The organism is Enterobacter sp. 302C9 (assembly GCF_034106085.1).
GTDB lineage: Bacteria > Pseudomonadota > Gammaproteobacteria > Enterobacterales > Enterobacteriaceae > Enterobacter > Enterobacter asburiae_B.
Window position 1 is genome coordinate 328,978 of the sequence record NZ_JAWNBW010000002.1, and the last position, 24,372, is coordinate 353,349.

Genomic DNA, 24,372 nt, shown 5'->3' on the forward strand with positions numbered 1-24,372 from the left:
CTCAGGCGACAGCCTGGCTGACTTTAGGCATGGCGAGGTTCAACGCCTGTTGTTCATTCGCCTGTTCATGAAGTAATTCACCGGCAATTTCGCCTTCACGCATCACCACAATGCGGTCGGCCACGCCAAGCACCTCCGGCAGATCGCTGGAGGCGAAGAGCACCGCCACGCCGCGTTTTGCCAGCTCATAGATCACGTTATAAATCTCGTGTTTTGCCCCCACATCGATACCGCGCGTCGGCTCGTCGAGCAAAATGACCTTCATATCTTCCGACAGCCAGCGGCCTAAAATCGCCTTCTGCTGGTTTCCGCCTGACAGATTCATGATCAGCTGTTCCGGACCCGGCGTTTTGATATTCAGCGAGCGAATATGGTGGTCGGCGTTGCTCGACTCCCAGCCATCGTTTATCAGGCAGCCTGCGCGAATAAACTTGCGGCGAGCGGAAATATTGATGTTGTCGCGTACCGAATGTACCGGAATAATCCCCTCGGCTTTACGGTCTTCCGGGCAGAGCATCATGCCCGCCCTGATCGCGTGGGCCGGTTTCTGGATATCGACCCGTTCACCATCAATAGAAACTTGCCCATCGGTAATACGGGTACCGCCGAACAGGCCTTTCATTAATTCACTGCGCCCCGCCCCCACCAGACCAAACAGGCCGACAATTTCGCCGCTGCGAACGGATAACGAAATCGGCGTGCGCACGCCCGGCGCTTTGACGCTGTCCAGGCGCAGGCGTTCAGAGCCGTACTGACGCGGCTGCCAGTGATAAATATCACCCAGCTCGCGTCCAACCATCGCCTGAACAAGCTGGTCATGGTTAACCTGCTGCATGTCGGTAAAGGTGCGCACATAGCGCCCGTCTTTAAAGACGGTGATGGCGTCGCTCAGGGCAAATATCTCTTCCATGCGGTGCGAGACATACAAAATCGTACGGCCTTCCTGACGCAATTCGCGGATCACGCGGAACAGATTTTCAATTTCACGCGCAGAGAGCGAACTGGTGGGCTCATCGAAGGCGATAATTCTGGCGTTACGCGCCAGCGCCTTGGCAATTTCAACCATCTGCCACTGGCCGATGGAGAGATATTTCAGCGGCGTCTGGGGATCGACATCCAGACCCAGGTGTTTAAGCTGCAGCCCCGCTTCATAATTAAGTAGCGAACGATTTACCACGCCGCCTTTGTGCGGGAGCTGTCCTAAATAGATATTTTCCGCCACGGTCATCTCAGGAATGAGGTGCAGCTCCTGATAGATGATCGCCACCCCGGCATTGAGCGCCGCCGTGGTATCGGCAAACGCCACCTCTTCGCCGCGAATGGCCAGCGTGCCGGTCGTAGGCGCGTAGTTGCCGCTGAGGATCTTCAACAGCGTGGATTTCCCCGCGCCGTTTTCCCCCATCAGGGCGTGAACCTGGCCGGCATAGCAGTCGAAGCTGATATCGGTCAGCGCGTTAACACCAGGGAAAGTTTTCCCGATGCCGCGAAAAGAGAGATACGGATCAGACTGTCGCATAACGTCTCCGTGATTCCTGTAGTGTGTACGTCCGGCCCCTCACGATGCATGAGGGGCACAATCACAGCGTATTACTTACCGCCCAGCCCTTTTTTCGCCAGCTCCTCTTTGAAGTTGTCGCGGGTAATCAGCACCACGTCGGTCACTTCGGTAAATTTCGGCGGTTCGGCCCCTTTGGTTACCCAGTTGTAGAGCATCTCACTGGATTTGTAGCCGTGAACGTCCGGGCTCGGCAGCAGAGAACCGTAGAAGCCGGTAGCCTGCGCTTTGGACAACTCGCTGACGGCGTCAACACCGTTGATGCCAATCCCGATCACGTCAGGCGCTTTGAAGCCCTGGCCTTCCGTCGCGCGTACCCCGCCCAGCACGGTGTTGTCGTTCATGCCGACCACCAGCCAGTGTTTGACCTCCGGATGCTGGACCAGCATAGAGTTCGCGGCGTCGAAAGCGCCCGGAATATCGTTGGATTTGGTTGGGACTTTATAGATCTGTTTTTCCGGGAAGCCGGCCGCTTTCAGCGCATCCATTGAACCGGTAGTACGACGACGGGCGGTGTCCAGCTCGTCAGCGGTGATAGCCATTACCGCGGTCTCTTTGACATCCCAGCCGCGCTTTTGCATCTCTTTATAGAGTTCCTGGCCCTGGCGTTCGCCAATTTTGGTCGCCGCCATCATGACCAGCGGGACGGTGTCCATCGGCTTGCCTTTGGCGTTAACGAACTGATCGTCAACCGCGATGACCTTCATATCGTAACCGCGCGCTTTCGCCGCGATTGCCGACCCCAGCTTTGGATCCGGAGTACAGATAACGAAACCTTTTGCACCGCTGGCCGCCAGGCTGTCGATGGCGTTCAGGGTTTTTTCGCCGTCAGGCACGGCGATTTTAATGACTTCAAAACCTAAATCTTTCCCGGCTTTATCTGCGAATTTCCACTCAGTCTGGAACCAGGGCTCTTCGGGCTGTTTTACCAAAAAACCGAGTTTTAAATTCTCAGCGATAGCGGATTGTGACATAACGGCAGCCAGACCGATGGCCGCCAGCGCTTTAGTAAATTTGTGCATGGTAAACTCCAGCTTTAGCATTCTTTTCTGTAGGGAATAAGTGCGTGCTTCTTATTTAATCGGACTTAAAACAAGGCATTAGCGCTTACCTCGTCATAAGGGTTATTGCTGGTGATAGTTTTAGCGGGAAATTAATCATCCATAAGAGAGCCCCATCACACCGCAGAATTACAGTAATTGCGTACATAAATTCAGCGAAAAATGACATAAAAAAGGCAGGATTTGTCAGACAAATGGAAGGGGGTTAAGCAGAATTATCCATAAGATTAGCCAAGATATCCCTGATGCCTTTCAGTGGGCAAAACGGCACCTGGCGTTAAGGGGTTCAACATGTTTTTCATCACGAATGTACAACGCACCTGAAAAAACGTTATTCCGCAGAATTTGATTTAGCGCAATTTTATTGACACATCATATATTCGAAATGATTAATCCGTATTTTTCCTTTTCCCGGAGTAATATTCCAACTTAATATTTTCGAAAGAGTAACAGTGTGTCATCACGATAAAAATCGTTAATTATTAGTCCATTAAGTCACATTCAATTCATGGCGAGCTAATTGTATTTCTGTACTATATTAAACTTTGTAATGTATGGTAAATATAGTCTGATTAAGAGTTTTCTTAGACCCAATACAAGGGTATGCTTATTTATATCGAACACAGGAAGTGAATTTCGGTCGACTTCGGTCACGGCAGAATGTCTATTTCTGCTCTTCTCTTCGTATTTGCCTGGCGCTCAGGTTACGCAACGGACATCACGTCCCACAGTCAATAAGGATATGAGTATGGCTACCCAAACGATGATGCAAAAACTTAACGCGCAGATGAACCTTGAGTTCTACGCCTCAAACCTGCACCTTCACTTAAGCGCGTGGTGTGCCGAGAATAGCCTTACGGGGTCTGCCACATTCTTTCGCTCTCAGGCGCAAAGTAACGTCACCCACATGATGCGTGTCTTTAACTTCCTGAAAGCCGCAGGGGCAAATCCTGTCGTTAAAGCCCTTGATGGGATCAACGAAAACTACTCCTGCCTGGAAGAACTGTTTCAGAAAACGCTTGAAGAGTACGAGCAACGCTGCAGCACGCTCAGCAAACTTGCCGATGAAGCCAAAGCGCAGCAGGATATTACGACGCTCAAATTCTTACGCGATATGGACAAAGAGCAGCAGCAGGATGGAATGCTGCTGAAGACGCTGGCGGATGAGATCCATAATGCGCAGCAGGCGGGTTTATGTCCTGAGCAAACCGACCGTCATCTGCTCGACATTGTGGCGGTGCAGCACCACTGAGTTTTTGATTTGCTCCAACCGGGCTGAGGGTTTCCCAGGAATTTATTAACCTGAAGCGATGAATTTTGTATCAGGCAAGTGAATAACTTACAGCGATGTCCTGGTCCGGCTGTAAATCGCCGAAGCGTTTCCGTAAGGCCGGGGCGAGGCGCAGGGATGCGCCTAGAGGGCGTGGCCTGCAGGGATGCAGGCTCATGCCCGACCCGATAGCCTGAAGGAATAAGCTGAGGGTACCGCGAAGCGGCGATTTACCGCCGGGCGCCGGGGGCGCCGGGGCGGCGGCGATTGCCCCGCCCTGGCACGTTCACCGGTCATGTCGTTACAAAGTAGCAAGGAACATGAAGTGAACGGAATGGCCACCACAGCCGTATGTTCCCCCTCATCCCAGCCCTCTCCCTCAAGGGAGAGGGAGTCGTCCGTGCAGGCATTGTTTTGTGGGGATCCCTCCTCCCACCTCAGGCAGGATTCCTTTTCCCATCTCCAACCTTCTGCTTTTGCTGAAATTTAACAAATCAGATCTGGCTCCCAATGATTAACCACACAACGTGTGATGATTTATTTAGTTACATAATCATTGACGAGGGAGCATCATGATCACCATTGAGTTTGTTGTCATTCTCCTCTGCCTGCTGACGGGTACGCGTTTCGGCGGTATGGGGCTTGGGTTAATCAGCGGTATTGGTCTTTTTATTTTATGTTTTGTCTTTGGTCTGCAACCGGGTAAACCGCCGGTTGACGTTATGCTGACCATCCTTGCGGTGATTGGCTGTGCGGCTACGCTGCAGACTGCGGGCGGCCTCAACGTCATGATGCAGTTTGCTGAACGCCTGCTGCGCAAACACCCGCAGCACATCACCCTGCTCGCCCCTTTCACCACCTGGATGCTGACCTTTCTGTGCGGCACCGGGCATGTGGTCTACACCATGTTCCCCATCATTGCGGATATCGCCCTGAAAAAAGGGATCCGCCCCGAGCGCCCCATGGCCGTGGCGTCGGTCGCGTCACAGATGGCGATCACGGCATCCCCCGTATCCGTTGCCGTTGTGTCGCTGGTGTCTATCCTGGCAGCCCAGCATGGGATCGGCCACGCGTGGGGGATCCTGGAAATTCTCGCCGTGTCGGTTCCCGCTTCGCTCTTCGGCGTAGCCATTGCGGCCCTGTGGAGTTTACGCCGTGGGAAAGATTTGGCTGACGACATAGAGTTTCAGGAAAAGCTAAAAGATCCTAAGCAGCGCGAGTTTATCTACGGCGGTACGGAGACGTTAATGAATCAGCGTTTCCCTAAACAGGCCTACTGGTCCACGTGGATTTTCTTTGCCGGTATTGCAGTGGTCGTTTTGCTGGGGGCATTCCCGGAACTGCGCCCCGCCTTTGAGGTGAAAGGCAAAATGACGGCGCTGTCGATGAACCTTGTCATTCAGATGATGATGTTAATTGCGGGCGCCGTGATGCTGATGGCCTGTAAGGTCAATGCGTCGGTCATTTCCAACGGCGCGGTGTTTAAGGCCGGTATGGTCGCGATCTTCTCGGTATTCGGCGTGGCGTGGATGAGCGATACCTTTTTTCAGGCGCATCTCGACGAGTTAAAGCTGGCGCTGGAAGGCGTGGTGAAGAGCCACCCGTGGACGTATGCCATTGTGCTGTTTCTGGTGTCAAAACTGGTGAACAGCCAGGCGGCTGCGCTGACGGCCGTTGCGCCTATGGGCCTCATGCTCGGCATCGACCCGAAAATGCTGATCGCCTTTTTCCCGGCGTCCTACGGCTATTTTGTCCTGCCGACCTATCCAAGTGATTTGGCCTGCATCGGCTTTGACCGCTCAGGCACCACCCGCATCGGCAAATTTATCATCAACCACAGCTTTATTCTGCCAGGGCTGATTGGGGTAAGCTGCGCGTGCGCGGCGAGCTACCTGCTGGTCCAGACGTTCTTTTAACCGCTTCAAAGGGCGACACGTGCCGTCGCCCCTACCCCTGTTTTAGTGGGATTCACCCTGCGGCGTGAATCGCAGCTCAATCAGCGCGATAGCTTTCTGGATCGCACGAAGCGTAACCGGGTCAGCGGCAGCAGGATGGCTGGCGAAATCGATGTTTTTCAGCTGCGTAGACATCTTCTCGCGCACTTCAACCGGCGCAATCACGTCCAGAACATCAAGGATTTGTTTGATAACCAGCTGACAGGCGACAACGTCAGAGACCAGTTCCTGATCGGCGCTCAGGTTTTGTGACATGGGCTTTCTCCTTATTTAAAGGCCGCCATAGTAGCAAAACACGCCCCCTGACATCTTCCCTTCATCACCTGCAGGTACAAAAAAACCCGCCGAAGCAGGTTTTTTTATCAGAACATGGCGCCTGGCGGCACGTCTTTGAACGTGCGGCAGTAATTGGCCCACATGCTTTTCAGGATTTTGCGCAGTTTCACGATGATGCTCCATTAACTTGTTATACAACTTTATTGTCAACGTGCTTATAATATGACCATTATCACAAAAATCAATCATTTTGTGATTCTCATCACATTTTTATAAGAGGTTGTCCTGATAGCACTCCCCTCTGACCCGTTGCGAAGAGTGAGGGCAGATTGTCCGGCTATTCCAGGCATTGCAGCGGGCATCTGCGGGTACGATAAGATATTTCCATCCACTCAGAGCGAACCATGAAAAGAGTCATTGTAGCCGGCACAATCCTGCTGCTCGCGGGGTGTAGTATCAACCGCCAGGCTGAAGTCAGCAGCCTCGACGCGCCGAACGGCATCGTCCGCCTCGATTACGGCCAGGCAGCGCTGCAAAATGCGTATTCCGATGAGTATGTGAATAACGGCACGGCGGCAAAAGCGTGTCAGAGCATGGGGTATGCCACCGCCTCAGCCTATGGTCAGCCCATCAAAACCTGCACCCTGACGAGCGGCTCTTTGTGCCTGAACGAGAGCGTGACTATCCAGTATAAATGTATGGGTTACGCCGTTAACCCTAAGTCAAATAACCCCTGGTATTAATCAACCCTGCCAGCGTTTGCTGGCAGTATATTTCATTACGAACAAAAACAATTCTCATTAATAAATTATAAAAATCGCCAATGCGTTTTATTCCCATTCGTATTTTAAATAAATAAAATAAAAATTTTACGTTTTGCAAATAATTAAATAACAAATTATAGTGTCGCTCATTGTGAACCAGAAATAATAATCCGGAGCGTCACCATGCTGAAAACTGAAATGATCGACAAGCTCAACGCACAAATGAACCTTGAGCTTTTTTCATCCCTGCTCTACCAGCAGATGAGCGCCTGGTGCAGCTACCACAGCTTCGAAGGTGCGGCCGCGTTTCTGCGTCGTCACGCTCAGGAAGAGATGACCCACATGCAGCGTCTGTTTGATTATCTTACGGATACGGGCAGCCTGCCGCGCATTGAAACCGTGACATCACCTTTCGCTGAGTATAATTCTCTCGATGAACTGTTCCGCGCCACCTACGAGCACGAGCAGCTGATCACGCAGAAAATTAACGAACTGGTCCATGCGGCGATGACCAGCCAGGATTATCCAACCTTTAATTTCCTGCAGTGGTACGTCGCTGAGCAACACGAAGAAGAGAAGCTGTTTAAATCCGTACTGGATAAATTATCTCTGGTGGGGAAATCCGGCGAAGGTCTTTACTTTATTGATAAAGAACTTTCCACTCTCGATACGCAGAATTAATTTCAGCGCGGTGCCGGTTTCCGGCACCGCGTTAATTTACATACATCCCGCACAGCTGGTGCAGCGCCAGTCATGGGGATTCATCGCCTGGTAAAAATAACGGTAGCTGGAAGTCTCCAGCGGAATCCCCACCTCGAAGAACATATCCGTTAACCAGTCGACATTCTCAACGATCCACTCATCTTCCTGTAAGCCTTGCGCAAAGGTTTCATCTTCAGGATCGATAATCGAATAGATTGCCCAGGTACCCATATCCTTTTCGCGGCGGGACTCGGGAAGTATCAGGGGCTGGTTCTGCCAGCTAATTATCCAGTGGCCATGGCACAACAGGTTGCCTCCCCGGCTCCATGCCGCAGTAAAGGGATTCTCCCCAGCCATAAAACCCTCACTTAATTTGATAATTTATATTTATTGTTTACGTTACGCCGGAATGTCGCCTGGCAACATTGCCCTTATGAAGTAGGCCTGCGCCTAAAAAGGGTCAGAGCGCCAGCAGTTCGTAAATAATTCATTACACTACTTGTAACGGTGATTTGACGAGTTACGGCTTTTCCCTTACTCTGCGCCGCAGATTTTGTCGCGGTTAAGCATCGTTGTAGAGGAAAGCGTGAGAAACAGAACCCTGGGAAGTATTTTTATCGTCGCCGGAACGACGATTGGCGCAGGAATGCTGGCAATGCCCCTGGCAGCCGCGGGCGTGGGATTTGGCATGACCCTGCTGCTACTGGGTACGCTCTGGGCGCTGATGTGCTACACCGCCCTGCTGCTGCTTGAGGTTTACCAGCACGTGCCCGCCGACACCGGTCTGGGTTCGCTTGCGGCGCGCTATCTGGGACGCTACGGCCAGTGGATAACCGGCTTTAGCATGATGTTCCTGATGTACGCCCTGACCGCCGCCTACATCAGCGGCGCCGGGGAGCTCATCGCCTCAAGCGTCAACGACTGGTTTGGCTCTGACATCACCCCGGCGACGGGGGCTATCTTCTTTGCGCTCATCGGCGGCGGCGTGGTCTGCATGGGGACATCGCTGGTCGATCTGTTTAACCGCTTTCTGTTCAGCGCCAAAATTCTCTTCCTGATTATCATGCTGGTGCTGCTGGCGCCGCACGTGCACAAGGTTAACCTGCTGACGCTGCCGCTGGAAAAAGGGCTGGCGCTCTCCGCGATCCCGGTCATTTTCACCTCGTTTGGCTTCCACGGCAGCGTGCCGAGCATCGTCAGCTATATGAACGGCGATATCCGCAAGCTGCGTCGCGTCTTTGTAATCGGCAGCGCGATCCCGCTGATCGCCTATATTTTCTGGCAGCTGGTGACGCTGGGCAGCATTGACTCTTCAACCTTTATTGGGCTGATGGCGCAACACGCTGGCCTGAACGGTTTTCTGCTGGCACTGCGCGAGGTTGTTACCTCCCCGCACGTGGAGCTGGCGGTACACCTGTTTGCCGACCTGGCGCTGGCAACCTCGTTCCTGGGCGTGGCGCTCGGCCTGTTTGATTATCTGGCCGACCTGTTCCAGCGTCGCAATACCGCGGCTGGACGGTTGCAGACGGGGGCCATCACCTTCCTGCCGCCGCTCGCTTTTGCGCTGTTTTACCCACGCGGGTTTGTGATGGCGCTGGGCTACGCAGGGGTGGCGCTCTCTATCCTGGCCCTGCTGCTCCCTTCCCTGCTGGCGTGGAAGAGCCGCCAGCAGCATCCTCAGCAGGGATATCGCGTGGCGGGAGGAAAACCGCTGCTGTGCGTTGTGTTTGGCTGTGGGGTGGTGATTATTCTGGTGCAGGTATTGATTGCAGCCGGGATGCTGCCGGAAGTGGGTTAAATAAAAAAGGGGCTATCATCAGCCCCTTTTTTTATCAGTGCAAACAGCAGCTCTTAAACTTCTTCCCGCTGCCGCAAGGACACGGATCGTTACGCCCGACCTTCGTGCCGTTCACCGTCGGCTTCTTCACTTCCGGCTGCTGCGGGTTGTTTACCCAGTATTGATATAGACGCAGTGCCGCAGGCTGGATGCTTTCGATGCTGGCGATATACTCCTCTTCGGACAGTTCATCCAGCTTTTCGCTGTTCTCTTCCGTCCCGTGCAGGGCAATCACGTCAAGATCGGCCTTCAGGGCTTCCGGCAGGGCTGACCAGTCCGTCAGCGCCACGCCGCGCATATAGCCATAGCACCACTCTTCCACCACGGTATAGCTCTCACCGTCGACGTCGTTATAACCGAACATCGGTTCAAACTGATCCGGGTACTCGCTCAGGCGCTCTGCAATATCGTTCATATGCTTAAAGCAGAGATCGATAAAACGGTTCATCTCACGATCGTTTTTCCAGCGCGGAATGTACTTCTCGCCACCCCACACCGCCACCAGCCAGGCATCTGGCTCAACGACAACAGGACCGGAAAGCACTGCGGTAAGCATGCCGTCCAGTTCGGACACGTCAATCACGGACGCGTCATCATGACCGTAAGACATTAACGTCTCTTCAAGCCACGCCATTTCGCTTTCATTCAATGGGCCTTCAGTCATCGCTGACACTCCTGCAAAAGGAAACGATCCTAACACATAACACACGCCTCTCCGGGCTGAAGTTTAGGTCTTTATTGCTGCAAAAACGTGCAAATCGTGACCTTTGCACAACTTATGGGCTTTATTGTTAACGATATGTGATCTCCGCTGTAATTTCTTCTCCTCCCGCAAGGCGGCATAACGCGGCGCTCTATACTCAAACATGTCGCATGCTCGTCAATGGGTTAACCATTCTGGCAACGTTTTTGCTTAACGTTCTTCGCGCACCTCTGCGCAGGGAAATCTCGCCGTAATATGCAGGATGCCGTCTGTATCTTGTTCGTTTAGTGCATTTTGTTCTTGCTCGTGTTTCGGATTGGCTGCGCCGTCGGGCGTTCGGGTTTACGCCGTGGTGCAAAAACCTCTTTGCTAAGGAACATAATAATGTCGCTGAAATTAATCAGAACTCCTCTTTCTCTTGTGTTGGCCGGTTGCCTGGTGACGGCGTTTTCCGCCCGGGCAGATATTGTGATTGGCGTGGCCGGGCCGTTCACGGGTCCGAATGCCACCTATGGCGATCAGTACTGGCACGGCGCAACGCAGGCCGCTGAAGACATTAATGCCGCAGGCGGCATTAACGGCGAGAAGATCAAACTGGTTCAGGGGGATGATGCCTGCGAGCCTAAGCAGGCCGTGGCCGTCGCCAACCGTTTAGTTGACCAGGATAAAGTCAACGCCGTGGTCGGCCATTTCTGCTCCTCTTCCACAATGCCCGCCTCCGAGGTGTATAGCGACGCGGGCATTATTGCGATTACCCCCGGCTCAACTAACCCGCTGATCACCGAACGCGGCATGAGCGATATGTTCCGCATGTGCGGACGCGATGACCAGCAGGGTCAGGTTGCCAGCGACTTCATCATCGACAAGCTGAAAGCCAAACGCGTGGTGATTATTCACGATAAAGACACCTATGGTCAGGGTCTGGCTGACGCCACCAAAGCGGCGCTGGCGAAACGCGGGGTTCAGGATGTGATGTATGAGGGGTTATCTCGCGGTGAGAAAGACTTTAACGCGCTGGTGACCAAGATCGGCGCGCAAAAACCGGACGTCGTGTTCTTCGGTGGCTGTCACCCGGAAGCCGGTCCGCTGGTTCGCCAGATGCGTGAACAGGGCGTGCAGGCGAAATTCTTCTCCGGCGACTGTATTGTCAACGAAGAGATGGTGACCGCCGCGGGGGGCCCGCAATACACCAACGGCATTTACATGACCTTCGGTAAAGATCCGCGCCTTATCCCGGACGGTAAAGCGGTTATCGAGAAATTCCGCGCCGGTAAATTCGAGCCGGAAGGTTACACCCTTTACTCCTATGCCTCCGTACAGGCCATTGCCGCAGCCTTCAAGGCCACCGGCGGCAAGGACTCCGCCAAAGCCAGCGAGTGGCTGAAAGCCAATTCCGTCGACACGGTGATGGGCAAAAAAGCGTGGGACAGCAAGGGCGATCTGAAAGTGTCTGACTACGTGGTTTACCAGTGGGACGACAAAGGCAAATATAAGGAAGTGCAGTAACGGGACGGAGTCACGCTCAACGTCGGCGGGCCTGCCCGTCGGCGCGTAATAAACATCAGGCTGCGCGCATCGCGCAGCCTATAAAACGAGCGCGCTAAGATGAGTACATTCTTCCTGCAACAGTTAATCAATGGCTTAACGCTGGGCTCCGTCTACGGTTTAATCGCCATCGGCTACACCATGGTGTACGGCATTATCGGGATGATCAATTTCGCCCACGGCGAAGTGTATATGATTTCCGCCTATCTCTGCGCCATCGGCCTGGCGCTGCTCTCGTTCTTCGGTCTGCAGTCGTTCCCGCTGCTGATCCTCGGGACGCTGGTGTTCACCATCGTGGTAACCGGGGTGTACGGCTGGACCATCGAGCGTATCGCCTACAAGCCGCTGCGCAACTCCACGCGCCTGGCGCCGCTGATCTCCGCCATCGGGATGTCGCTTATCCTGCAAAACTACGCGCAGCTGAGCCAGGGTCCGCGCCAGCAAGGGGTGCCGACCATGCTGGACGGCGTGATTCGCCTGCATCTGGGCGACGGCTTCGTGCAGATAACCTACACCAAAGTGTTTATTCTGATTGCTTCTTTTGCCGGCATGCTGGTGCTCACCTGGATTATCAACCATACCCGGCTGGGCCGGATGTGCCGCGCGGTACAGCAGGATCGTAAGATGGCCTCCATTCTGGGCATTAACACCGACCGGATTATTTCGCTGGTCTTTGTCATCGGCGCGGCGATGGCCGGTCTGGCGGGGGTGTTGATCACCATGAATTACGGCACCTTTGATTTCTACGTCGGGTTCGTGATCGGCATTAAAGCCTTTACCGCGGCGGTACTCGGCGGCATCGGCTCCCTCCCCGGCGCCATGCTCGGTGGCCTTATCCTGGGCGTGGCGGAAGCCCAGTTCTCGGGCATGGTGAACTCAGACTATAAAGATGTCTTTTCGTTCGGCCTGCTGGTCATGATCCTGATTTTCCGTCCCCAGGGGCTGCTTGGGCGCCCGATTGTGGCCAAAGTGTGAGGGAGAGAATGATGACGTCACACGGTTTTTCACTTAAACGCTGCATGCTGGACGCGATTTTTTCCGGGCTGATTGCGCTGATTATTTTCGGCCCCATTGCGGGCGTGGTGCTGGACGGTTACAGCTTTAACTTCGCCGGGCAGCGGCTGGCCTGGATGGTCGGCATCGTCATGCTCGGGCGTTTTCTGCTGAGCGCCTTTTTAGATACCGCCGCGGGCGCCCGTTTCCAGTCACGCTTCGAAGCCGATAGCGCGGGCGTATATGTCCGGCCACCGGAATACAAAAGCCGCATGCGCTGGATTATTCCTCTGGTGATTACCCTTGCGATTTGCTTTCCGTTTGTCGCCACGAAATATGTGCTGACCGTCGCCATTCTCGGGCTGATCTACGTGCTTCTCGGTCTGGGGCTGAATATCGTCGTGGGTCTGGCCGGCCTGCTGGATCTGGGATATGTCGCGTTCTACGCAATTGGTGCGTACGGTCTGGCGCTGGGATACCAGTATCTCGGCTTAGGCTTCTGGAGCATGCTGCCGCTGGCGGCAATCATGGCCGCCGCCGCAGGCGCCCTGCTCGGTTTCCCGGTACTGCGCATGCACGGTGACTATCTGGCCATCGTCACACTCGGGTTCGGGGAGATCATTCGCCTGATACTGAACAACTGGCTGACCTTCACCGGCGGACCAAACGGCGTGTCGGCCCCTCCCCCCACCTTTTTCGGTCTGGAATTTGGGCGACGCGCGAAAGAAGGCGGCGTGCCCTTCCACGAGTTTTTCCACCTGACCTATAACCCGAACATGAAGTTTATTTTTATCTACGCGGTGCTGTTCCTGGTGGTGATGCTGGTGCTCTACATCAAGCACCGCCTGACGCAGATGCCGATTGGTCGGGCGTGGGAAGCACTGCGTGAAGACGAAATTGCCTGCCGCTCGATGGGGTTAAATCATGTTCTGGTTAAGCTGTCGGCCTTTACGCTGGGCGCATCGACCGCAGGGATTGCCGGGGTGTTCTTCGCCACCTATCAGGGGTTCGTGAACCCGACCTCCTTCACGTTCTTTGAATCTGCACTGATCCTCGCCATCGTGGTGCTGGGCGGTATGGGCTCGACGCTTGGCGTAGTGCTGGCCGCTTTTGTGCTCACCGTAACACCGGAACTGCTGCGCAGTTTTGCCGAGTACCGCGTCCTGCTGTTTGGCATGCTCATGGTGGTGATGATGATCTGGCGTCCGCGCGGTTTGATCCGCATTAACCGCAGCGGGTTCGCCGTGCGTAAGGGTGTCGCACCATGAACGGAACGATATTACGCGTTGAACATCTGATGATGCACTTCGGCGGAATTAAGGCGCTAAACGACGTCAACCTGGACGTACAGCGTGGCTCAATTACCGCCCTTATTGGGCCAAACGGGGCGGGGAAAACAACCGTGTTTAACTGTCTGACGGGCTTCTACAGGGCCTCCGGCGGCAACATTTTATTTAATACCCGCCATAAAACAACCAACGTTATTCAGGTGCTCGGACAAAAATTCCAGCCGGGTGACTGGATTAACCCCGCGCAGTTCGGGCAGCGTCTGTTCTACAAAATGTTCGGCGGAACGCATCTGGTCAACCGCGCAGGGCTGGCCCGCACGTTTCAAAATATCCGTCTTTTTCGCGAGATGTCTGTCGTGGAAAACCTGCTGGTTGCGCAGCATATGCGCGTTAACCGCAATCTGCTCGCCGGGATCTTAAATACGCCGGCATACCGGCGGGCGGAAAGCGACGCCCTGGACAGGGCCTTCTACTGGCTGGAAGTGGTGGATCTGGTGGAGTGCGCCAATCGTCTGGCGGGAGAGATGTCGTACGGCCAGCAGCGGCGTCTGGAAATTGCGCGAGCAATGTGCACCGGCCCGGAAATGATCTGTCTGGATGAACCCGCCGCCGGGCTTAACCCGGTTGAAACGCACAAGCTGAGCAGCATTATTCGCTTTCTGCGGGATCATCATGACATCACGGTATTACTGATTGAGCATGATATGGGGATGGTGATGGAGATTTCGGACGACATTATCGTGCTCGACCACGGGGATGTTATTGCCAGGGGAAAACCCGAGCAGATCCAGCATGATGAAAAGGTCATTGCCGCCTACCTGGGTACGGATGAAAGCGAGGTCAACCTATGAGCGAACCGCTGCTGGCATTTCGCGAGGTGGATGTGTTTTATGGCGTCATTCAGGCGCTTAAACAGGTTTCCCTCGAAGTCAATAAAGGTGAAACCGTGGCGCTGATTGGCGCAAACGGCGCGGGTAAATCGACATTGCTGATGTCCATCTTTGGCCAGCCCCGCATTCGCAGCGGACAGATCCTTTTCGGCGGCGAAGATATCAGCCATAAATCCACCCACTACGTCGCGTCCGGCGGCATTGCGCAGGCGCCGGAAGGCAGACGAATCTTCCCGGATATGACCGTTGAAGAGAACCTGCTGATGGGGACCATCCCCATCGGCAGCCAGTTTGCCGCTGAGGATATGCAAACCATGTTCGACCTGTTCCCGCGCCTCAAGGAGCGACGCAAGCAGCGCGCGATGACCATGTCCGGCGGAGAGCAGCAGATGCTGGCGATCGCCCGGGCGCTGATGAGCCGTCCGAAGCTGCTGCTGCTGGATGAACCGAGCCTCGGGCTGGCGCCGATTGTGGTGAAACAGATCTTCCAGACGCTGCGCGAGCTGGCCCGCAACGGCATGACCATCTTTCTGGTGGAGCAGAATGCGCATCACGCGCTGAAGCTTTCCGACCGCGGGTATGTGATGGTTAACGGGCAGATCCGGCTGAGCGGCAGCGGCGAGGAGCTGCTGGGAAATCAGGAGGTGAGGAAGGCGTATTTGGGCGGGGTTTGACTACACGATGTTCATGCGCCATCGAATCACCTTTATACTGTTTAACATCGGCGATTCAGCTGCCTTTCATGACGTGTGTCGCTGCGCTTCTTCTCCTCTAAGCCAAAACTATATCAATAAATCGCACTATTTATTGTAGGCCCGAGCAAGCGTAGCTCCAGCGGGAGGAACGCAAAAAGATACTTTGTCAGCAGTCTTAAGCTCCCCTTTTTGGGATATCACAACAATGCTTTCCTTGAAAAAGGATAAAATAATTTACTCGCGTAAATCCTTTTTATAGGCAATAAGCATCCTTATGCGATAAAGTAATAAGGTGAAAACCTCACATTACTTACACAGCAAAACTATTAGCTAACAGGTGATTACATGAAGAAATTTATTAAATGGATTTTCTATATCTTTATTGCTTTGATGGTTCTGGGATATATCGTCGGTAAAAACGACAAATCTGAAGCAGGCGCGACTTCGTCTTCTGCATCAGTTGCGGATACGCAAGAGTCAGTACCGCAAAAAGAAGTGTTTACAACCTCCGCAAGGCAGCTTTTTAAAGCTTATGAAGAAAATGAAGTTGCAACCGATGAAAACATGAAAGGTAAGCTCATCGCAGTCAAGGGAGTTGTTCAGTCGATTGATAAAGATTTTACAGACTCAATTATCATCGGCTTACAAACAGACAACCAGTTCATGCCTGCACGAATGGAGATGGAAAACTCAGAAAAGGCTACTGCTGCAGCAATGAAAAAAGGACAGCAGGTCACTGTTATTTGTAAAAAAATGATCCGAGTAATGGGTGCTCCTTCTGGACGAGATTGTTTATTCGCAAAATAACGAATCGGGAGGGTTGCCCTCCCATTCCATTCTCCCGATCCATCCTGTCGCCAACATCATGCCACTTATCCATACCTGATATGCTTATATAATACCCTTATTCCACACGCCAATCGCGTTGCAGTATCGGGGTAACATAAAGATATGTAGACGCGATGATGTAATCGCCTGGCTGTACTTGCGAAAAGCTGGAATAATAATCGGAGAGCGAAATCAGAAAATAAAAAAACCACCTTTCGGTGGTTTATACGACACTGCTTATTGCTTTGATTATTCTTTGTTTCCCATGGTAGCCGGAGTGGGACTTGAACCCACACAGCGCGAACGCCGAGGGATTTTAAATCCCTTGTGTCTACCGATTCCACCATCCGGCCAGGGAAGAAAGTGGAGGCGCGTTCCGGAGTCGAACCGGACTAGACGGATTTGCAATCCGCTACATAACCGCTTTGCTAACGCGCCGTAAAACTTTTCAAACTGACACCCGCTACTGCGCATGTCTTTAATCTGGAGCGGGAAACGAGACTCGAACTCGCGACCCCGACCTTGGCAAGGTCGTGCTCTACCAACTGAGCTATTCCCGCATGTCATCAAGTAAACTTCTAACCACTTGATTTCATTATCGTCCGGCTTGCTGTGCCGCCGTTCGATGCGTTGCATTCTACTGATATGACGTTATGAGTCAACGTTATTTTTTGCATCCCTGGATCGTTTGCTGAAAATTACGGCGAAACGATCACTGATCAAGCAAATCCCCGCGCGCAGCGTTTAAATATTGCAGCATTGACCACAGCGTCAGCACTGCCGCCACCCACAGCAGACCAATTCCCGCCCATTCAACCCAGGCGTTTGGACGCCAGAGCATCCAGACCAGCGCCGCCATCTGCGCCGTCGTTTTGACTTTACCAATCCACGAGACCGCCACGCTGCTGCGTTTCCCCAGTTCCGCCATCCACTCGCGCAGCGCAGAGATAATGATCTCGCGGCCGATCATGGTTGCCGCGGGCAGCGTCACCCACCAGGTATGATAGTGCTCGGCTACCAGCACCATGGCGATAGCGACCATCACTTTGTCTGCCACCGGATCGAGGAAGGCACCGAAACGGGTGCTTTGATTCCAGCGGCGCGCCAGATAGCCATCAAACCAGTCGGTGACCGCTGCGATAAGGAAGATCAATGCGCAGGCGAAAGGTGCCCAGACGACCGGCAGGTAAAATGCCAGTACAAAGAACGGGATGAGTACGACACGGAAGAGAGTGAGCAACGTAGGGATATTAAATTGCATAATGACGGTAACTGTTTGTTGTCAGTAAAATTTAGCTCTATGTTGCTACAGAGCCCTCAATGTTTCAACGAGTAGTAGATCTTTTCTGCCAGCCCTTGCGAAATACCCGGCACTTTTGCAATTTCCTCCATGCTGGCGTTGAGTAATCCTTGCAATCCGCCCATATATTTCAGCAGCATCTGGCGACGTTTTGGCCCCACGCCTTCGATCGTTTCCAGGCTACTGGTGTTTTTCACCTTCGCCCGTTTTTTGCGGTGACCGCTGATGGCATGATCGTGTGATTCATCGCGAATATGCTGGATGACGTGCAGCGCCGGGGAATCCGGCGGAAGGCTGAAGCCCTCGCCTTCCGGCTCGAAGAACAATGTCTCCAGACCGGCCTTACGATCGGCCCCTTTTGCGACGCCCAGCAGCAGCGGATGGTTTTTATCCCAGCTGACATCAAGCGATTCAAATACCGCTTTCGCCTGGCCGAGCTGCCCTTTCCCGCCATCAATCAGGATCACATCCGGAATTTTGCTCTCCTCTATGGCTTTACCATAGCGACGACGCAGCACCTGATTCATGGCCGCATAGTCATCGCCCGGCGTGATCCCGGTGATGTTGTAGCGGCGATACTCGGCGCGCAGTGGGCCATTCGCATCAAACACCACGCAGGAGGCCACCGTCTGTTCTCCCATTGTGTGACTGATGTCGAAACACTCCATCCGTTTCACTTCCGGAAGCTTCAGCAGCGTCGCCAGGGCCGTTAAACGCTGGTTGACCGTCGACTGCTGCGACAGCTTAGTGGTGAGTGCCGTCGCCGCATTGGTTCGCGCCAGCTTAAGATAACGTGCACGATCGCCGCGCGGTTTGGTTTGTACATTCACCCGGCGGCCCGCCAGTTCAGAGAGCGAATCGGCCAGCAGGGTTTTATCGTCAAGATTAAAATCGAGCAGGATCTCAGAAGGCAGCGTGCGCATCTGGCTTCCCTGCAGATAGAACTGGCCGACAAAGGTTTCCACCACTTCACCCAGTTCAGTACCGCCGGGTACTTTCGGGAAATAGCTGCGGCTGCCGAGCACTTTGCCCTGGCGAATAAACAGCACGTGCACGCAGGCCATCCCGGCGTCAAAGGCTACACCGATGACGTCGAGATCGTCACCGGTATTCGAGACAAACTGTTTCTCAGTGACTCTGCGCACCGCCTGGATTTGGTCGCGGATACGCGCGGCCTCTTCGAACTCGAGTGCGGCACTGGCTTTTTCCATGCGCGCGATCAGCTGCGTTAAGACCTGATCGTCTTTTCCGGCTAAGAACAGGCGCACGTAATCCACCTGCTGGGCATACTCTTCTTCACTTACCAGCCCTTCCACGCAGGGCCCCAGGCAGCGTCCAATCTGGTACTGCAGGCACGGGCGCGAGCGGTTACGGTAAACGCTGTTTTCACACTGGCGGATAGGGAAGATTTTTTGCAGCAGCGCCAGCGTTTCGCGCACGGCATAGCCGTTAGGGAACGGCCCGAAGTATTCGCCCTTAGCGTGTTTTGCACCGCGGTGCATGGCGAGGCGCGGGTGGGTGTCGCCGCTCAGAAAAATAAACGGATAGGATTTATCATCACGCAACAGGACGTTATAGCGCGGCTGGTAGAGCTTAATATAGTTGTGCTCAAGCAGCAGCGCTTCTGTCTCGGTGTGCGTGACGGTGACATCAATATTCTGAATGAGTGAGACCAGCGCTTCAGTCTTACGGGAGGCCAGGTTACTGCGAAAATAGCTGGAGAGGCGTTTTTTAAGATCTTTTGCCTTCCCCACGTAGATAACCGTACCGCCAGCGTCATACATGCGATAGACGCCAGGCTGGCTGGTTACGGTTTTCAGAAATGCTTTTGAATCGAACACATCACTCACTGACTTAACAACGTCTCCGCATTACACAAACCGTGCCGGATGGCCAGGTGCGTCAGTTCGACGTCACCATGAATGTTCAGTTTACTGAACATCCGGTAACGATAGCTGTTCACCGTTTTCGGGCTGAGGTTCAGCTGCTCCGAGATCTCATTCACCTTCTGACCTTTGGTGATCATCAGCATAATCTGCAATTCACGCTCGGACAAACTGGCAAACGGTGATTCGGTTTTTTCGGGCTCAATCTGACTCAGCGCCATCTGCTGGGCAATGTCGGACGCTATGTAGCGCTGTCCGGCAAACACGGAACGGATTGCATTGACGACTTCCTGCGGCGCAGCACCTTTACTCAGGTAGCCCGCTGCGCCCGCCTGCATCACTTTCGCGGGCAGTGGGTTTTCGGTATGCACGGTCAGCATGATGACTTTGGTATCAACAAAGGTACGCGCGATTTTGCGTGTTGCTTCAAGGCCACCGATACCGGGCATGTTCATATCCATCAGTACCACATCGGCCGAGTTTGTGCGGCACCATTTTACCGCATCTTCGCCACAGCACGCCTCACCGGCAACTTTAATACCTTTAATATCTTCAAGAATGCGTCGTATCCCTGCGCGCACCAGTTCGTGGTCATCAACAAGAAGGACGTTGATCAAAGGAAATGTCTCCAGAATAGGGATAACGCTACTGAGTGATAATTTGGTTTATATTAACGGTTTTCCTCGCAAGATTAAAACGTTAAAAAACCGGCTATTCGATTTTGCTCTCGTTTTTGGAAATTAGGCTGTACAGTCCGTGGAAAGAGAGACCATGCATTCCGCGCTTTTGCAGCTTTTTTTAAGCATCTGTATTCAAAAAGTTACAAAAAACTTGCAGGCTTTTCCTGCAAAAAAACAGATCTCAAATTTTTGTAACAATAATTAACGGCAAGCGAACCGGGCATAAACAATTAATAGCCTTTCACGGCGGTTTAGTTTACCGGTACGTTCTGTTTACGCAATTAAACATCAACGTAAAAGTACGAAAAACAACCGCTGCATTTTTTGCTGCAGCTTGTGGTATACTCCGCCGCCTTGACTTTCGTCGTCGCGCTTTAGCGCCGTTAAATAATGAGGAAAATAAATGAGCACACCTGAATTTGCCACTGCGGAGAATAACCAGGAACTGGCACAGGAAGTAAACTGCCTGAAAGCACTGCTGACGCTGATGCTGCAGGCGATGGGCCAGGCGGATGCCGGTCGTGTGATCATTAAAATGGAAAAACAAATCGCGGAGATGGAAGACCAGGCTGAATCTGCGGTATTTGCTAACACCGTTAAGCAAATCAAACAAGCCTACCGCCAGTAACAAAAAACGGCTGGATGCAGTGCATTCAGCCGTTTGCTCGTCTGTCACGCAGAACGTATTATCCCGTCAGATCAGTCCCGTTGCCGCCGCGTAGCACGCAATCTGGGTTTTGTTAGGCGCGTTGAATTTCTTCTGCATATTTTTCTGATGGAAGTTAACGGTATTCTCTGAGATAGAGAGAATGATCGCTATTTCCGCTGATGTCTTCCCTTCCGCAGTCCATTTCAGAATTTCGCGCTCGCGTTTGCTGAATTTCATTTCAGGTGGCATGACCATCTCATCTTCAAAACGCACCAGAGAAGTTAAGGCCATTTGCACCAGCATTTGCAACCGCAGTTCTATTTCCTCACGGGCAAACGGCCCTTCCAGTATACTAGTACGGGAAACAGACAGGAAGCCGAGCGCATGATTAGGCAACATCAGACACTGCGTTATTCCCTCGCGTAAACCGTGGTCCTGCGCGCTGTGCCATAATTCCTGCGCGTCAGCGAATAATGCGTCTGACCAGGGTAAATGACCCTGAATGAAATTCTCCGGTTTTAAGACGGGATCAATAGCGAAATAGTTCGCGGATTGATATTGCGCCATCCACTGCTTTGGGTAAGTGGTATGCACAGAGATCTTAGGCCGGGTAAACGGCACGGGATGGCGCACGCAGAGCGAGTAACAATCGAATTCAAGCGTCTGAGTTTGTCGCTGTAATTCCTGATATACCTCGTCGACACAGGTCAATTCCTGAAACCGGAGGGAGCAATCCCGTCGCCAGGTGAAAAAGTCTGAATCCTTCATACTTACTAAATGAAGCCTCTGAAAAGATAATCATTATTATGGTGAATATAACCTAACACATAAAACTTTTTTCTAACTACAAAATATCGGCATTAGCACAATTAACTTTACTATTGATAAGGTTTATCCGGGCCGGATGGAATAAAAAAACAAACGACTGCCCCCGAAGGGAGAATAATTTGCTCCAGCCTAAATTTCTGGAGCAAATTAGTGCAAAAATGCTACTGCATCAGGAATTTTTCAAGGAACTGACGGGTTCGCGGCTGCTGAGGGTTGGCAAACAGGCTTTTCGCCGGCCCCTGCTCCACAATCCGCCCCTGATCCATGAAGATAGCTCTGTCAGCCACATCGCGTGCAAAGCTCATTTCATGCGTCACGATCACCATCGTCCGTTTTTCCTGCGCCAGCTGGCGAATGGTGTTCAGCACCTCACCCACCAGTTCCGGATCGAGCGCAGAGGTCGGTTCATCAAAAAGGATCACGTCAGGGCGCATAGCCAGCGCGCGCGCTATCGCCACGCGCTGCTGTTGCCCGCCAGACAGACGGCGCGGATAGCTGGTCTCTTTCCCCGCGAGCCCGACTTTAGCGAGCAGTTCGCGCGCGCGCGCCGTCGCGTCCTCTTTCGATTCACCTTTTACAATGACCGGTCCTTCAATAATGTTCTCCAGCACCGTACGGTGCGGGAAGAGATTAAAGCTCTGGAAAACGAAGCCGACATGCTGGCGCAGGCGGCGAATTAACCCTTTCTGCTGGCTAATGGATTTCCCGGTATCAATCGTTATCTCCCCTACCCGAATAGTGCCGCCTTCCGGCTGTTCAAGCAGGTTAATACTGCGCAGCAGCGTCGTTTTTCCCGAACCGCTTGGTCCGATAATCGCCACCACTTCACCCTGCTCGACTTCAAGATCGATTCCGTGGAGCACCGTTTGACCGTGGAATTTTTTCACCAGGTTTTTGACGTCGATAGCACTCATTTTGGATCACGCTCCTGGCGGTTAAGCTGGTTTTCGAAGTAGTTTTGCAGAGCAGACAGCACCGTCGCCATCACCCAGTAAATCAGCGAGGCGGCCAGATACATGGTAAAGACTTCAAGCGTGCGCGAAGTAATGAGCTGCGCCTGACGGAACAGTTCCGGTACCTGAATCGTTGCCGCCAGGGACGTATCTTTCACCAGGCTAATGAAGCTGTTGCTGAGCGGTGGAAGCGCCACGCGCGCAGCCTGCGGCAGAATGGCCCGACGCAGCGTCTGCCATGGCGTCATCCCGATACTGGCCGCCGCCTCCCACTGCCCTTTGTCAATGGAGGAGATCGCCGCTCGCAGGGTTTCAGAGGTGTACGCCGCGGTATTGAGCGACAGACCAATCATCGCTGCGGGGATCGGGTCCAGCTCGATACCAAACTGCGGCAAGCCGTAGTAAATCATAAAGAGCTGGGCGATAAGCGGCGTGCCGCGAAATACGGAGATATAAAAGCGCGCCAGCCAGCGTACCGGCAGGATGGGTGACATGCGCATTAATGCCAGCACAAATCCCAGCACCAGCCCGAAGAACATCCCGCCGATACTGAGCTGTAACGTAAATACCGCACCTTTTAGCAGATACGGCAGAGAATCAATAACCAGTTGAATACTTTCTTGCATTATTATTTTTCGACCTGATTTTTAGACGTGAGGATGGTAGGCAAACAGCGCAGGCGCCCCGCCGGTATGGACAAATAAAATCGGCCCTTCATCCTTAAAGCGTTTCTGCGCAATGCCGTCAATCAGTCCGGCCATCGCTTTGCCGGTATAGACCGGATCGAGCAGTATCCCCTCGAGGCGCGCCAGCAGCTTCACCGCCTCCATGCCCTCTTCGTTAGGCGTGCCGTAACCCGGCGCAAAATAGTCGTCCCAGAGCAGAATATCGGCCCTGGCCTTCAGCTCCAGCTGCGCGGCTACCGCCTGCTGTAAAGTGACCACTTTCGGCTTCTGCTCCGCGACGCTGCGGGATACCGTCACGCCAATCAGCTCGACGTCCGGCAGCAGTTGTTCGAGCCCCACCGCCAACCCGGCATGCGTGCCCGCGCTGCCGGACGCAACAACCACGGAGGAGAGGCTTACCGCGCCTTCGCACTGCTGCGCGATTTCCAGCGCACTCTCCACATACCCCAGCGCGCCCAGCGCGTTCGAACCGCCGACGGGGACAACGTAGGGGCGGAACCCCTGCGCTTCCAGACGCGTCGCCAGCTCGTCGAGCTGGGCGGTCGGGTCGGTCAACGCCTCCACCATTTCGACCTGCACGTTAAACAGATCCAGCAGCAGGCGGTTGCCGTTGGTCAGATAGTTTTCTGCCCGCGTACCAATCGGGTTTTCCAGCAACGCCACGCAGTGGAGCCCGAGCTTTGCCGCCACTGCCGCCGTCTGACGAACGTGGTTGGACTGGATAGCCCCGGCGGTAATGAGCGTATCCGCGCCTTCGCGCAGTGCGTCAGCCGCCAGAAACTCCAGCTTGCGCAGCTTATTGCCCCCCATCGCCATCGGCGTCACGTCGTCACGCTTAATAAAAATATCGCGCCCTAAATAATCAGAAAATCGCGGCAGGTACTCCAGCGGCGTCGGCGCGCCGATGAACTCCAGGCGGGGAAAGCGCGTTAAATTCTGTAGTGACATGGGTTCTCCGGTAACTCTGACAAAATGTGATATTTTTCATTATGCACGCAGACGCGAAAGAAATAAAAAAGGCGCTTTT

25 protein-coding genes and 3 tRNA genes are annotated in these 24,372 nt (G+C 53.4%); 12 read left to right on the forward strand and 16 right to left on the reverse strand.

The features are described from left to right. Position 1: 1 nt before the first annotated feature. Positions 2-1,516: an L-arabinose ABC transporter ATP-binding protein AraG gene (gene araG / locus UR289_RS07275; protein WP_320709581.1), complete on the reverse strand. Its 1,515-nt coding sequence runs from the start codon at positions 1,514-1,516 to the stop codon at positions 2-4. Between the two features lie 71 nt (positions 1,517-1,587). Beyond that, complete coding sequence (araF, locus tag UR289_RS07280; RefSeq protein WP_003859687.1) at positions 1,588-2,577, reverse strand: arabinose ABC transporter substrate-binding protein AraF; 990 nt, start codon at positions 2,575-2,577, stop codon at positions 1,588-1,590. A 787-nt stretch (positions 2,578-3,364) separates the two neighbouring features. Between araF and UR289_RS07285 the strand changes: the two genes are divergently transcribed. Together UR289_RS07285 and UR289_RS07290 are read left to right on the forward strand one after the other, a co-directional pair. Then, complete coding sequence (locus UR289_RS07285) at positions 3,365-3,868, forward strand: non-heme ferritin-like protein (protein ID WP_023312270.1); 504 nt, start codon at positions 3,365-3,367, stop codon at positions 3,866-3,868. A gap of 590 nt (positions 3,869-4,458) precedes the next feature. Then, positions 4,459-5,802, forward strand: a complete 1,344-nt coding sequence (locus tag UR289_RS07290) for an anaerobic C4-dicarboxylate transporter (protein ID WP_211438225.1) — start codon at positions 4,459-4,461, stop codon at positions 5,800-5,802. 42 nt (positions 5,803-5,844) lie between these two features. On the opposite strand, the gene UR289_RS07295 is transcribed toward UR289_RS07290, so the two are convergent. Beyond that, a complete protein-coding gene (locus UR289_RS07295) occupies positions 5,845-6,096 on the reverse strand; it encodes a DUF2766 family protein (protein ID WP_008500405.1) in 252 nt (83 codons plus the stop codon). Between the two features lie 107 nt (positions 6,097-6,203). Then, entirely contained in the window at positions 6,204-6,287 is an 84-nt protein-coding gene (gene azuC / locus UR289_RS07300; protein WP_014884364.1) for a stress response protein AzuC, read from the reverse strand. Positions 6,288-6,521: 234 nt separating this feature from the next. Between azuC and yecR the strand changes: the two genes are divergently transcribed. Both yecR and ftnA read left to right on the forward strand, forming a co-directional pair. After that, entirely contained in the window at positions 6,522-6,860 is a 339-nt protein-coding gene (yecR, locus tag UR289_RS07305; RefSeq protein WP_023336145.1) for a YecR family lipoprotein, read from the forward strand. Positions 6,861-7,064: 204 nt separating this feature from the next. Next, a complete protein-coding gene (gene ftnA, locus UR289_RS07310) occupies positions 7,065-7,562 on the forward strand; it encodes a non-heme ferritin (protein WP_023336146.1) in 498 nt (165 codons plus the stop codon). A gap of 36 nt (positions 7,563-7,598) precedes the next feature. On the opposite strand, the gene UR289_RS07315 is transcribed toward ftnA, so the two are convergent. After that, entirely contained in the window at positions 7,599-7,940 is a 342-nt protein-coding gene (locus UR289_RS07315; protein WP_320709586.1) for a hypothetical protein, read from the reverse strand. A 229-nt stretch (positions 7,941-8,169) separates the two neighbouring features. Here UR289_RS07315 and tyrP point away from each other — a divergent pair, with 229 nt between their 5' ends. After that, positions 8,170-9,381: a tyrosine transporter TyrP gene (gene tyrP / locus UR289_RS07320; RefSeq protein ID WP_320709588.1), complete on the forward strand. Its 1,212-nt coding sequence runs from the start codon at positions 8,170-8,172 to the stop codon at positions 9,379-9,381. Between the two features lie 34 nt (positions 9,382-9,415). Here tyrP and UR289_RS07325 read toward each other — a convergent pair whose 3' ends face one another. Beyond that, on the reverse strand, positions 9,416-10,084 hold the full coding sequence (locus UR289_RS07325) for a YecA family protein (protein ID WP_029741940.1): 669 nt from the start codon (positions 10,082-10,084) through the stop codon (positions 9,416-9,418). Positions 10,085-10,507: 423 nt separating this feature from the next. Here UR289_RS07325 and UR289_RS07330 point away from each other — a divergent pair, with 423 nt between their 5' ends. From UR289_RS07330 to UR289_RS07355, 6 genes are all read left to right on the forward strand, one after another. Next, complete coding sequence (locus UR289_RS07330; RefSeq protein WP_033145885.1) at positions 10,508-11,629, forward strand: branched-chain amino acid ABC transporter substrate-binding protein; 1,122 nt, start codon at positions 10,508-10,510, stop codon at positions 11,627-11,629. 99 nt (positions 11,630-11,728) lie between these two features. Further along, on the forward strand, positions 11,729-12,643 hold the full coding sequence (locus UR289_RS07335; protein WP_023336149.1) for an ABC transporter permease subunit: 915 nt from the start codon (positions 11,729-11,731) through the stop codon (positions 12,641-12,643). Positions 12,644-12,654: 11 nt separating this feature from the next. Then, complete coding sequence (gene livM, locus UR289_RS07340; protein WP_320709672.1) at positions 12,655-13,929, forward strand: high-affinity branched-chain amino acid ABC transporter permease LivM; 1,275 nt, start codon at positions 12,655-12,657, stop codon at positions 13,927-13,929. Beyond that, a complete protein-coding gene (locus UR289_RS07345) occupies positions 13,926-14,801 on the forward strand; it encodes an ATP-binding cassette domain-containing protein (RefSeq protein WP_039263773.1) in 876 nt (291 codons plus the stop codon). The genes livM and UR289_RS07345 overlap by 4 nt, the downstream gene beginning before the upstream one ends. After that, a complete protein-coding gene (locus UR289_RS07350; RefSeq protein ID WP_033145889.1) occupies positions 14,798-15,514 on the forward strand; it encodes an ABC transporter ATP-binding protein in 717 nt (238 codons plus the stop codon). Before UR289_RS07345 ends, UR289_RS07350 begins: the two co-directional genes overlap by 4 nt. A 366-nt stretch (positions 15,515-15,880) precedes the next feature. Further along, positions 15,881-16,342, forward strand: coding sequence for an OB-fold protein (locus UR289_RS07355; protein ID WP_064672744.1), 462 nt, complete (start codon positions 15,881-15,883; stop codon positions 16,340-16,342). A 287-nt stretch (positions 16,343-16,629) separates the two neighbouring features. On the opposite strand, the gene UR289_RS07360 is transcribed toward UR289_RS07355, so the two are convergent. The 6 genes from UR289_RS07360 to uvrY all read right to left on the reverse strand — a co-directional run bounded on the left by UR289_RS07360 (position 16,630) and on the right by uvrY (position 20,166). Further along, positions 16,630-16,716, reverse strand: a tRNA-Leu gene (locus tag UR289_RS07360). 11 nt (positions 16,717-16,727) lie between these two features. Then, positions 16,728-16,801, reverse strand: a tRNA-Cys gene (locus UR289_RS07365). 46 nt (positions 16,802-16,847) lie between these two features. Next, positions 16,848-16,923 (reverse strand) — tRNA-Gly (locus UR289_RS07370). Positions 16,924-17,075: 152 nt separating this feature from the next. Further along, on the reverse strand, positions 17,076-17,624 hold the full coding sequence (gene pgsA / locus UR289_RS07375; RefSeq protein WP_028019572.1) for a CDP-diacylglycerol--glycerol-3-phosphate 3-phosphatidyltransferase: 549 nt from the start codon (positions 17,622-17,624) through the stop codon (positions 17,076-17,078). A 56-nt stretch (positions 17,625-17,680) separates the two neighbouring features. Continuing rightward, positions 17,681-19,513, reverse strand: coding sequence for an excinuclease ABC subunit UvrC (gene uvrC / locus UR289_RS07380; RefSeq protein WP_032658637.1), 1,833 nt, complete (start codon positions 19,511-19,513; stop codon positions 17,681-17,683). Further along, positions 19,510-20,166, reverse strand: coding sequence for a UvrY/SirA/GacA family response regulator transcription factor (uvrY, locus tag UR289_RS07385; RefSeq protein WP_013096026.1), 657 nt, complete (start codon positions 20,164-20,166; stop codon positions 19,510-19,512). Before uvrY ends, uvrC begins: the two co-directional genes overlap by 4 nt. A 466-nt stretch (positions 20,167-20,632) precedes the next feature. Here uvrY and UR289_RS07390 point away from each other — a divergent pair, with 466 nt between their 5' ends. Further along, entirely contained in the window at positions 20,633-20,857 is a 225-nt protein-coding gene (locus UR289_RS07390) for a DUF2594 family protein (protein ID WP_008500345.1), read from the forward strand. Positions 20,858-20,923: 66 nt separating this feature from the next. Here UR289_RS07390 and sdiA read toward each other — a convergent pair whose 3' ends face one another. The 4 genes from sdiA to dcyD form a co-directional block, all read right to left on the reverse strand. Beyond that, entirely contained in the window at positions 20,924-21,646 is a 723-nt protein-coding gene (gene sdiA, locus UR289_RS07395; protein ID WP_318592085.1) for a transcriptional regulator SdiA, read from the reverse strand. A 221-nt stretch (positions 21,647-21,867) separates the two neighbouring features. After that, positions 21,868-22,620, reverse strand: a complete 753-nt coding sequence (gene tcyN / locus UR289_RS07400; RefSeq protein WP_047061118.1) for an L-cystine ABC transporter ATP-binding protein TcyN — start codon at positions 22,618-22,620, stop codon at positions 21,868-21,870. Further along, a complete protein-coding gene (gene tcyL, locus UR289_RS07405) occupies positions 22,617-23,285 on the reverse strand; it encodes a cystine ABC transporter permease (protein WP_014884380.1) in 669 nt (222 codons plus the stop codon). The genes tcyN and tcyL overlap by 4 nt, the downstream gene beginning before the upstream one ends. A 21-nt stretch (positions 23,286-23,306) precedes the next feature. Beyond that, complete coding sequence (dcyD, locus tag UR289_RS07410) at positions 23,307-24,293, reverse strand: D-cysteine desulfhydrase (RefSeq protein WP_221702139.1); 987 nt, start codon at positions 24,291-24,293, stop codon at positions 23,307-23,309. Positions 24,294-24,372 lie beyond the last annotated feature (79 nt).

Coding starts and splice junctions, on each gene's coding strand:
- UR289_RS07350 (WP_033145889.1), top strand. CDS start 14,798: ATGAGCGAACCGCTGCTGGCATTTCGCGAGGTGGATGTGTTTTATGGC.
- pgsA (WP_028019572.1), bottom strand. CDS start 17,624: ATGCAATTTAATATCCCTACGTTGCTCACTCTCTTCCGTGTCGTACTC.
- UR289_RS07325 (WP_029741940.1), bottom strand. CDS start 10,084: ATGACTGAAGGCCCATTGAATGAAAGCGAAATGGCGTGGCTTGAAGAG.
- UR289_RS07285 (WP_023312270.1), top strand. CDS start 3,365: ATGGCTACCCAAACGATGATGCAAAAACTTAACGCGCAGATGAACCTT.
- livM (WP_320709672.1), top strand. CDS start 12,655: ATGACGTCACACGGTTTTTCACTTAAACGCTGCATGCTGGACGCGATT.
- UR289_RS07330 (WP_033145885.1), top strand. CDS start 10,508: ATGTCGCTGAAATTAATCAGAACTCCTCTTTCTCTTGTGTTGGCCGGT.
- araF (WP_003859687.1), bottom strand. CDS start 2,577: ATGCACAAATTTACTAAAGCGCTGGCGGCCATCGGTCTGGCTGCCGTT.
- dcyD (WP_221702139.1), bottom strand. CDS start 24,293: ATGTCACTACAGAATTTAACGCGCTTTCCCCGCCTGGAGTTCATCGGC.
- UR289_RS07355 (WP_064672744.1), top strand. CDS start 15,881: ATGAAGAAATTTATTAAATGGATTTTCTATATCTTTATTGCTTTGATG.
- tcyN (WP_047061118.1), bottom strand. CDS start 22,620: ATGAGTGCTATCGACGTCAAAAACCTGGTGAAAAAATTCCACGGTCAA.
- UR289_RS07315 (WP_320709586.1), bottom strand. CDS start 7,940: ATGGCTGGGGAGAATCCCTTTACTGCGGCATGGAGCCGGGGAGGCAAC.
- UR289_RS07290 (WP_211438225.1), top strand. CDS start 4,459: ATGATCACCATTGAGTTTGTTGTCATTCTCCTCTGCCTGCTGACGGGT.
- UR289_RS07335 (WP_023336149.1), top strand. CDS start 11,729: ATGAGTACATTCTTCCTGCAACAGTTAATCAATGGCTTAACGCTGGGC.
- UR289_RS07295 (WP_008500405.1), bottom strand. CDS start 6,096: ATGTCACAAAACCTGAGCGCCGATCAGGAACTGGTCTCTGACGTTGTC.
- UR289_RS07345 (WP_039263773.1), top strand. CDS start 13,926: ATGAACGGAACGATATTACGCGTTGAACATCTGATGATGCACTTCGGC.
- ftnA (WP_023336146.1), top strand. CDS start 7,065: ATGCTGAAAACTGAAATGATCGACAAGCTCAACGCACAAATGAACCTT.
- araG (WP_320709581.1), bottom strand. CDS start 1,516: ATGCGACAGTCTGATCCGTATCTCTCTTTTCGCGGCATCGGGAAAACT.
- sdiA (WP_318592085.1), bottom strand. CDS start 21,646: ATGAAGGATTCAGACTTTTTCACCTGGCGACGGGATTGCTCCCTCCGG.
- tcyL (WP_014884380.1), bottom strand. CDS start 23,285: ATGCAAGAAAGTATTCAACTGGTTATTGATTCTCTGCCGTATCTGCTA.
- yecR (WP_023336145.1), top strand. CDS start 6,522: ATGAAAAGAGTCATTGTAGCCGGCACAATCCTGCTGCTCGCGGGGTGT.
- UR289_RS07390 (WP_008500345.1), top strand. CDS start 20,633: ATGAGCACACCTGAATTTGCCACTGCGGAGAATAACCAGGAACTGGCA.